The organism is Clostridium sp. CAG:221, assembly GCA_000435835.1.
GTDB lineage: Bacteria > Bacillota > Clostridia > Clostridiales > Clostridiaceae > Clostridium.
On sequence record FR883367.1, the window covers coordinates 1 to 10,161 of the forward strand.

The 10,161-nt window shown below is 30.7% G+C and carries 9 protein-coding genes; all 9 read left to right on the forward strand.

Features of this window, described 5'->3' with window-relative positions:
- Positions 1–1,174: ATP-grasp domain-containing protein (locus tag Q5O44_RS02225; protein WP_302637151.1), on the forward strand; the 1,174-nt coding region annotated here is incomplete at its 5' end.
- Positions 1,175–1,509: 335 nt separating this feature from the next.
- Positions 1,510–1,782 carry a hypothetical protein gene (locus Q5O44_RS02230; RefSeq protein WP_022166757.1) on the forward strand — a complete coding sequence of 91 codons (273 nt, stop codon included), beginning with the start codon at positions 1,510–1,512 and terminating at the stop codon, positions 1,780–1,782.
- A 121-nt stretch (positions 1,783–1,903) separates the two neighbouring features.
- Complete coding sequence (murI, locus tag Q5O44_RS02235) at positions 1,904–2,677, forward strand: glutamate racemase (protein WP_022166758.1); 774 nt, start codon at positions 1,904–1,906, stop codon at positions 2,675–2,677.
- Between the two features lie 139 nt (positions 2,678–2,816).
- Positions 2,817–3,089, forward strand: coding sequence for an STAS-like domain-containing protein (locus tag Q5O44_RS02240; RefSeq protein ID WP_022166759.1), 273 nt, complete (start codon positions 2,817–2,819; stop codon positions 3,087–3,089).
- A gap of 225 nt (positions 3,090–3,314) precedes the next feature.
- The gene (locus tag Q5O44_RS02245; protein ID WP_022166760.1) at positions 3,315–3,839 is read left to right on the forward strand and encodes a peptidylprolyl isomerase; all 525 of its coding nucleotides are present in this window, start codon (positions 3,315–3,317) and stop codon (positions 3,837–3,839) included.
- Positions 3,840–3,919: 80 nt separating this feature from the next.
- Positions 3,920–4,279 carry a DUF3783 domain-containing protein gene (locus Q5O44_RS02250; protein ID WP_022166761.1) on the forward strand — a complete coding sequence of 120 codons (360 nt, stop codon included), beginning with the start codon at positions 3,920–3,922 and terminating at the stop codon, positions 4,277–4,279.
- 4 nt (positions 4,280–4,283) lie between these two features.
- Positions 4,284–4,955, forward strand: coding sequence for a helix-turn-helix transcriptional regulator (locus Q5O44_RS02255; RefSeq protein ID WP_022166762.1), 672 nt, complete (start codon positions 4,284–4,286; stop codon positions 4,953–4,955).
- A gap of 25 nt (positions 4,956–4,980) precedes the next feature.
- Positions 4,981–8,595, forward strand: coding sequence for a S8 family peptidase (locus tag Q5O44_RS02260; RefSeq protein ID WP_022166763.1), 3,615 nt, complete (start codon positions 4,981–4,983; stop codon positions 8,593–8,595).
- 46 nt (positions 8,596–8,641) lie between these two features.
- On the forward strand, positions 8,642–9,979 hold the full coding sequence (locus tag Q5O44_RS02265; RefSeq protein ID WP_022166764.1) for a peptidoglycan-binding protein: 1,338 nt from the start codon (positions 8,642–8,644) through the stop codon (positions 9,977–9,979).
- Positions 9,980–10,161 lie beyond the last annotated feature (182 nt).

The window sequence follows — 10,161 nt, forward strand, 5'->3', positions numbered from 1 at the left end:
AAAGTTTGATATAGCAAGACCTAAGGGAAAAGGTGTATGGACTTTAGAAGAAGGTATTGAAGAGGCAAGAAGACTTGGATTCCCAGTACTTGTTAGACCTTCATATGTATTAGGTGGACAAGGTATGGAAATAACTCATGATGAAGAAGAATTAACATACTACTTAAAAAATGCATTTATGAAGGATAAGAAGAATCCTATTCTAATAGATAAATACTTAATGGGTAGAGAAATAGAAGTAGATGCTATATCAGATGGCGAAAACATATTAATTCCAGGTATAATGGAACATTTAGAAAGAGCAGGAGTCCATTCAGGAGATTCTGTAACAATGTATCCAAGTCAAAATATAGATGATAAGATTAAGGCTGATGTTTTAGATTATACTAAGAAGCTTGCTTTAGCAATTGGTATAAAAGGTATGATCAATATCCAGTTTATAGAGTTTGATGGAAAGCTATATGTAATAGAAGTTAATCCAAGAGCTTCAAGAACAGTACCATATATAAGTAAGGTTAGTGGAGTACCAATTGTTGATATAGCAACAAAAGTAATGTTAGGAGAAAAATTAGTTAATTTAGGATATGGAGTAGATGTATATCCAGAACCAGACCTAGTATCAGTAAAAGTACCAGTATTCTCAACACAAAAGCTTCCTAAGGTTGAAGTATCTTTAGGGCCAGAAATGAAATCTACAGGAGAAGTTTTAGGTGTTGGTAGAAATGTAAAAGAAGCTTTATATAAAGGATTTGTTGCAGCTAATATGTATCCTTCAAAGAAAAAAGGAAAGATACTTGCAACAATCAATAAGCATGATAAAGCTGAGTTCTTACCAATAGCAAAAGAATTAGCTAAGGCTGGATATAAGTTCGTTGCTACAGAAGGAACTAGTAAGCTATTAAAAGAAGCAGGTATAGAAGTAGAACAAGTTAGAAAACTTCATGAAGCAGAACCAAATATTCTTGATGTAGTTAAGAATAAGGAAGTGGACTTAGTAGTTAATACACCTACTAAAGGAAATGATTCTAAGAGAGATGGTTTCTTAATAAGAAGAGCAGCTGTTGAAAGAAATATAGGAGTAATTACAGCACTAGATACTTTAAGAGCTATTGCAGAAGTAAAAGTTGAAGAAATTGAAAACAAAGACTTAGAAGTATTTAATATGGCAGAGTAGAAAAAAAGTGGGGCAAAGCCCCACTTTTTTAATGATGAATGATGAATTAAGAATTATGAATTAATGATGAAATTCTTACAGAATTTCTGAAAATTATATTTTTTTAAACTCTGTGAGTTTATTCCTAAATTCATCATTCATCACTCATAATTCATCATTAACTAAGTTCATCATTAGCGAAGCGTTAATTCATAATTTTAATGGGTTTTGAAGGGGTAAATGGATATGTTTTGTTGAAAAAATAGGAATAAATATGAAAAATGTAATTGACCAAGAACGGTTGTTCTGTTATTATAATAGCATAAAGAACGTTTGTTCGGAAGGCGGTTATATATATGAATAATGAGATATTTGTTAAGTTAAATTATAAAAATATAGGTGAATTAAAAAGCTTTGTATATGATAGAGCCACTGGTGGAAATAGAAATAATGATAAGTATGTAATGTGTGCAGGAAAATGTGACAAAGATGGTTGGTCAATAGTTTTTAAAGCAAAGACATTAAGTGAAGCGGAAGAATTAGTAAGCAGAAATAAGAGAAGAAGAGAAAATATAATAAAGACTCAAATGGCAAGTGTAGAGCAGGTATATTTACCATCATGGATGTAATTTGATAGAATTTATATTACTATAATCATATATTTTTACTAATAAGATAATATGAGATATACTATATATGTAAAGTAAAAATAATATTTATATAGAAGATATAAATTGGAGTGAGATTATTATGGATAAAAAATATGAAGCTATAGGAGTATTAGATTCTGGGCTTGGTGGATTAAGCGTTTTAAGAGAAGCAATAAAGATAATGCCTAATGAAAATTTTATATTTTTTGGTGATTCAAAGAATGCTCCATATGGAGTTAAAAGTGTAGAGCAAGTTAAAAAGCTAACTTTTGATGTAGTAGAATATCTATTAAGTAGAGGTGTTAAAGGCATAATGGTTGCTTGTAATACAGCAACTAGTGCAGCTGTAGCAGAACTAAGAATTAAGTATCCAAATCTTCCAATAGTAGGAATAGAACCGGCATTAAAGCCAGCAGTTAATAATAGTAAAGATGGTAAGATATTAGTTATGGCAACGCCAATGACTTTAAAGGAAGCTAAATTTCATAAACTTTTAGATAGGTATAGAGATAAGAGAGAAATAGAACCTGTGCCATGTGGAGGTTTGATGGAATATGTAGAGCAAGGAATCTTAGAAGGCGATGAATTAGATGATTATTTAAGAGAAAAACTAAAACCATTTATGGATAGTAAAATAAGTTCTATAGTATTAGGATGTACTCATTATCCTTTTGTAAAAAATGCTATAGAAAAAGTGGTAGGACAAGATGTAGATATTATTGATGGCAGTTTAGGTACAGCTAGAGAGTTGATGAGAAGATTAAAAGAAAAGGATTTATTAAATGATAGCAAGGAAAAAGGGACTATTGAAATGATAAATTCATCTAATAAACAAGAGTTAATAGATTTAAGCTGGAAGCTGATAGAAATGTAAAAGAATCGTTTATAATGATTCTTTTTTATTTTACAAAAAAAAGTTTGTTAAAAGCTTGACAAATGTATGAAAGGATAATATTATATAAATATAGAGAGAATTTTCAGAAAATTTAAAAATTATTCAGGGGATGTTAAATATGAAAAAGAACGTAAAAGTAAGAGAAATACTAGGAAGAGAATGTAATATAGAAGATGCAATATTATTAAGAGAAATAATAAAAAATAATTTAGAAGATGGAATACAATTAGATTTTGAAGGTTTTAATAGAATACCAACAACTTTTCTTAACTGCTTATTAAGCGATTTAATTGAAAAGTGTGGAAGAAAGTATATTTCTAAGCAAGTAGATGTTAAAAATTTATCAAACACTAGAGATTTTTCAAGAGTAGTGTTAGGAACTACTTTTTAATGAAGATAAAAATAAATAAATATATAAGAGCATTTAGGATAAGTATAATAAAAGAAAAGAACGGATATATAAGATAAGGTTGATTATAGAAATGAACTTTATCTTTTTTTTATGGAAAAATACAAAAGGTTAAAATATTTTTATAAAATAAGCAATTAATCTTGAATTACTATGGATAAATATGATAATAATAAACTATAAATAAATGAAAGAGAGGAACTTTTTATGAAGAACCCAATAGTTACAATAGAAATGGAAAACGGAGGAGTTATTAAAGCTGAATTATATCCTGAAATAGCTCCAAATACAGTTAGAAATTTTATAGATTTAATTGATAGAGGATTTTATGATGGAGTTATGTTCCATAGAGTAATACCTGGATTCATGATTCAAGGTGGATGTCCAGAAGGAACAGGAATGGGAGGCCCAGGCTACAGCATTAAAGGTGAATTCTCAAGAAATGGATTTAAGAATGAATTAAAACATAAAAGAGGCGTTCTTTCAATGGCAAGAACTATGATTCCAGATTCAGCAGGAAGCCAATTCTTTATAATGGTAGCAGATGCACCACATTTAGATGATCAATATGCTTCATTTGGTAAAGTTATAGAAGGAATGGAAGTAGCTGATAAGATAGTTTCAACTAAGACTGATTACAATGATAAGCCATATGAAGATCAAGTAATGAAGAAAGTTACAGTGGATACTTTTGGTGAAAAATATGATGCACCAACTATAATTGAAGATTAATAATATAGATAAGAATGATGAGTTAGATTAATTCATCATTCTTAACTTATAATCTTATACATGATAAATAGGAGAAAAAAATGTTAAATAATAAAAAATGCATATTAGTTTATAATCTTAATGATGAAGAATTACAAAAGCTTAAAAGGCTTCCTTTTAAGGTAATTGAAATTACAAAAGAAATGACTAGTATGACAGTTAAAAACATAATTGAAGGATTAGAGATAGAAACAGTAAGTGAAAATAGTCCAGAAGAAAAAGTTATTTTATTCAATAATTTTGCGCAAAGAGAAATGAAAAATATGATTTCTACAACAAGAAAGATAGTTACTGGAGGAATATTAGCAATGGTAACTCCAATATCAATAAATTGGACTGTAAATTATCTAGTTAATCATCTTGTTTTAGAAAGAGAAACTATGTCTAAGGGTAGGAGATAAGAATATGAGTAGAGTAGGGGAAAAGATTAAAGAGGCAAGATTAAAATCTGGCATGACTCAAAAGGCCTTAGCTAAAAAGCTAGGTGTAGCAGAAAAATATATAAACGAAGTTGAAATGGGAAGAAAGGTAGTTCAAGAATCTTTTATTGATAGAGCTGCTAAAATATTAAAAGTTGATTTAAATGATGTAAGCATGGTAGTTACAGATGAAGCTTTAATGGAAGAAAGAAAAAATGAAACTTTTAGCAAAAAGCCTGCTAAAATAGAAGTAAATGAACTTTGGAATGATGCTTTTTCTTCAGTTTTAAAAAATGTACCTGTATATGGTTATGGTTTAAATGCAGTAAAAGGAAGAAGAGAGCTGCCAGTACATTCTAATAAAATAGAAGGTTTTCCACAAGATAAAGTTTTATATATAGAAATTGAAGATAGTGAAATGTCTGGTTTTAGAATGATGCCAGGAGATTTGGCTTTTGCTCATTTAGTAAAAGAAATAAGTAATAATGGATTCTTTTTAGTTGAGTATAAAGGTAAAAGAAAAATAAGACAGATTAAGAGCCTTGGAAATTCAAAAGTTCTGTTAGTAAGCAACGGGGGAGCTCTTATGACTGAAACTGCAGAAGTAAAAGAGATAGAAGTCTTAGCTAAATTAGAAAGAATAGAAATAAAATTATAAGAAGTGCCGAAAGGCACTTTTTTTTATGCTAAAAACATATATTGTTATAAACCAATATAATGAGGTGTTAGATATAGAAACAAATTTAGGATTATTAAAGGGTCTTCCAAAGGAAGTCCTTAGTAAATTAAATATTTCTAGTGCATATCTTTCAGGTGAAACTGAAAAAGAAATAGAGGTTGTGATTATTTCTGGGGATAATGTGGATAACATTTCACAAACTGTGGATAACTTAGGGGGAAAATACTTAAATCTAGGGTATAACTTTGGGATTGTAACAATACCTGTGGATAAAATAATTGATTTAGCACTAGTTCCTACAATACAATACATTGAATTTCCTAAAAATTTATACACAACAGATTTTGAAAGTAATAGGGCTAGCTGTATAACACAAATATCAAAAGTTAATGGATTAAATGGAAAAGGAACCATTGTAGGGTTTCTTGATACAGGAATTGATTATACTCATCCAGCTTTTATAAATGCAGATGGTACTAGTCGAATAGAGTATATATATGATTTAAGTTTAGGTGGAGTAGTATATAGTAAAGCACAAATAAATGAAGCTTTAAAGACTGAAAATCCTTATGATATTGTACAGTCTAGAGATGATGTAGGTCATGGTACTCATGTTACAGGAATTGCTTGTGCAGGTGGAAATATTCCATCTAGATATTATGGAGTTGCACCTGAAAGCTCAATAATAATGGTAAAGGTAGCTAGAGGATTATTTACTTTAAGTACTGATATAATGAAGGGCATAAAATTTCTTATAGATAAAAGTAAAGAGCTTAATATGCCATTGGCCATTAATATAAGTTTAAGCACAAATGATGGAGCTCATAATGGTAGTAGTCTTCTAGAACAATATATTTCCACAGTTTCAACTTTAGAGCGAGTAACCATTGTTATTGCAGCAGGAAATGAAGGTGAAGCAGCACATCATGTAGGAGGAAATTTAGAAGGAATAAATGACATATATTTTAATGTTTCATCAGATGAAGCTACAGTTGTAGTAAATTTATATAAATCAATATTACCCTCATTGAGCATAGAGCTAATTTCTCCTAGTGGAGGTACTACTGGAGAAATAGCAGTAAAAGAAGGGTTTCAAGAAGGAACAATTGGTAATTCTAGATATTCCATATATTTAACTGGTCCTAAGCCATTTGATGTAAGTGGTGATATTGGAATTATAATAAGTGGAATTAATGAATATATAACACCAGGTCAATGGAAAATAAGTTTAAGAAAATTAAATAATTATGATGGAACCTTTGATATGTGGTTGCCTATTTCAGAAGGTTTAAATATTAACACTAAATTCGTAAATCCAGTTGTTTACAATACTTTAGGAATTCCTGCTACAGTAAGAAATGTAATATCTGTTGGTAGTTATAATTATTTAGTAGATACTATATCACCATTTACCGGAAGAGGACAGATATTTGAAGGTCAATATATAAAGCCAGATATAGTTGCACCAGGAGAAGGGATTTATTCAGCTATTCCTAATAGAAGTTTTGATAAAAAGACAGGTACATCTATGGCAACACCACAAGTTACAGGAGCTGCTGCACTTATGATGCAATGGGGTATAGTAAATAGAAATGATCTCTATTTATATGGAGAAAGATTGAAATATTTTTTAATACTAGGTTCTAAAAAAGGCAGAAGAGATATAAGCTATCCAGATCCATCCTGGGGATATGGTGAACTTTGCTTAAGAGATAGCTTTAATATATTATCACAAACATTAGGAGTAGGCTTTAGAGATATTAATATTGAAAAAAGACAAAATAATAATCTTGATATGGGGACATCAAGTATAGATGTTAAGTATGATACAACTAGCCCAGAAAATGTATTCCTTTTAGTAGAAGTCACAGGAGAAAGCAATCTTAATGATGTATTAAAAATACCTGGTGTTTCGGGAGTTATGATATCATCAAATTTTGCTGTCATAATAACACCAGCTAATAAAATTAATGAAATAAGTAATATTGTTTTAAGAATAGTTAATATTGAGGTTTCAACAATATTAACATTAAATACCATATCTCCATTGGAAGCCAGTGGAGCACCAGTATTTAATAATAATCCTTATTTAAGACTTAATGGAAGAGGTGTATTAGTAGGAATAATAGATACAGGAATAGATTATCTTAATAAAGAATTTCAAAGAGAAGATGATACAACAAGGATAGTAAGAATATGGGATCAAACTATACAAGGAGATAAGGATATATATGACCTAAAATATGGAACAGAATATACTGAGGATCAAATAAATCAAGCAATAAGTTTACAAACTTCAGGAGGAGATCCTTATAGTATAGTTCCTTCTAAAGACGATATAGGTCATGGAACTAGGTTAGCTGGAATTATTGGAGGAAGAGGAATAAATCCGGATTTAAAGGGAGCTGCTCCAGATTGTCAATTTGTTATTGTTAAATTATCTAGAGCAACTAAAGTGGAGCTTGATGCAGCTGTTATTGATAAGACAGATGTGCCTTCATATACTCCATGGAGTGCATTATTAGCATTAAGATATATAATTGCTGTTGCCAGAGAATTAAAGCGTCCAGTAGTTGTGTTTGAGCCTCTTGGAAGTAATATGGGTTCACATACAGGAAATGGGATTGTTGAACAATCTATAAATAATTACTCAGCACAATCTGGGACTGTAGTTGTTGTTCCTACAGGGAATCAAGGAAATACAGATACTCATACTGAAGGGATAATAGAAAGTTCTGGTTATATAAAAGATATAGAAATAAGAGTTGGTGAAAAGCAAAAGAATTTACCAATAGAAATATGGGTAAATAAGCCTAATAGGGTGAAGCTTTCTATAGTTTCTCCTTCAGGAGAAGTGATAGATAATTTAGAAGCTAAAAATACAAATAATGAAAGAATTAAGTTCTTATACGAAGGAACGGAAATGATAGTTAATTTTACTTCACCTGAATTGTCAACGGGAGATTCTCTTATTTTTATAAGAGCTTATAATTTAAAAGCAGGAATTTGGAAATTTAGATTAACTGGTCAATCTATAGTGGACGGCAAATATTATGCTTGGATACCACAAAGGGAGCTTTTGGATAGTGAAACTAAGTTTTTAAATTCCGTTGGATATACTACACTTACATTATCCAGTACATCAAGTGGAGCAATTTCAGTGGCATATTATAATCAAGATGATAATTCAGTTATATCTGAATCGGGAAGAGGTTATACAAGATACGGGATGATAAAGCCAGATATAGCAGCAGGAGGATTTAATGCAATAGTTACTAATCCAGGTGGTGGAACGGCTGTAATTAGTGGATCCTCTGTTGCAGGAGCTGTGGTTGCAGGCTGTTGTGCTCTTATTCTTCAATGGGCAGTTGTTGATAAAAACTATCCTGATATATATGCAGCTCAAATAAAGTCTTATATCATAAGTGGTGCTAAAGGAAGACCAGGTGATGTTTATCCTAATAAGGAATGGGGATATGGAATGTTTGACATGCAAGGAGTATTTGATAGGATAAGGGAGACTTATAGTCCTAGATCTGATGAAGATTATGAAGAATATAGAGTTAATAACTTGTTTATTAGGATGCCAAAATACAGACATAATAGAACTATTAATTGAAAAAAAGCATATTAATATAATTGATTAATATATTAAGGAGTAATATATGGCAGAGCAAGGTGGATTAAAGGTTCAATGTTTTGTAAATGATAGTTATGTACCAATAGATAAAATAAGGGCAACTTTAACACCAGCAGAAGGACAAGGAGGTGAAGGACGAACAATAGATCTTACTACTAATTCATCTGGAGAGTCTCAAGTAATAGCATTAGAAGCTCCTCCTCTTGAATATTCACAACAACCCATAGGAAAAATTCCATATAGCCTTTATGATTTAAGAATAGAAAGAGAAGGGTTTCAAAGTTTAGTGGTTAATGGAATTCAGATATTCCCAACACAGATAGCAATACAACAATGCTTTCTAATAGAATCATCAAGAAAAGTTGGTTCAAGGGCAGATATAATAAATATTCAGCCTAATACATTAAATGGAAATTATCCGGCAAAAATTCCTGAAGAGGTAGACAAACCTTTGCCAGCTCCAACAAGTGGAGTTGTTTTAGCTAAACCAGTGATACCAGAATTTATTACAGTACATCAAGGCTCACCTAACAATACATCAGCTTCAAATGTTACAGTGCTTTATAAAGACTATATTAAGAATGTTGCTTCATGTGAAATATATTCTACATGGCCAGAATCTACAATTAGAGCAAATGTTTATGCTATAATTTCATTTACCCTAAATAGGATTTATACAGAATGGTATCGTGGAAAAGGGAAAAATTATCAAATAACTAATTCAACAGCATATGATCATGCTTTTAATTATGGAAGAAATATATATGACAATATAAGTGCTATAGTAGATGATATTTTTTCTACTTATATAAGACGATATGGTAGGAAGCAACCGCTTTTAACTCAATATTGTGATGGGAAAAATGTTCAGTGCCCAGAATGGATGACTCAATGGGGAAGTAAATATCTTGGTGATCAAGGAAAGACTCCATATGAAATACTAACTCATTTTTATGGTACAGATATTGAGCTTGTTACAGCAGAAGAAGTTACTGGAAGTCCTGCATCATATCCAGGATATGATCTTATTGTTGGTTCAACAGGCGATGAAGTTAGTACAATTCAAGAACAGCTTAATAGGATAGCAAGGAATTATCCATTAATACCTAAGGTAGCTGTAGATGGAGTTTATGGAAATACAACTCAGGAAGCTGTAAAAGTATTTCAACAGGTCTTTAATCTTCCACAAACAGGTATAGTAGATTATGCAACATGGTATAGGATATCTGATATTTATGTAGGTGTTTCTAAAATTGCAGAACTCAAGGATAGAAGAAAAGGAAATAAGAGAATATTTAGGCCACCAGTTTCAAGAGATATGATAAATGATCCTAATGTACCGACCTTTGAGTACTTCGATTAGAAAGGTTCCGGGAATAGTAAATTTCGTTAAGAGTTTCTGATAAATATATATTTTCTAAACTGATGTAAGTCAGTTTATTCCTCCATTCATCATTCATCACTCATAATTCATAATTAGAAAAGCTTAGCTTTAGCTAAGCTTTTCTTTCAGTTTGTTGAAAAACCCCCTGTTTAAAAAACAGA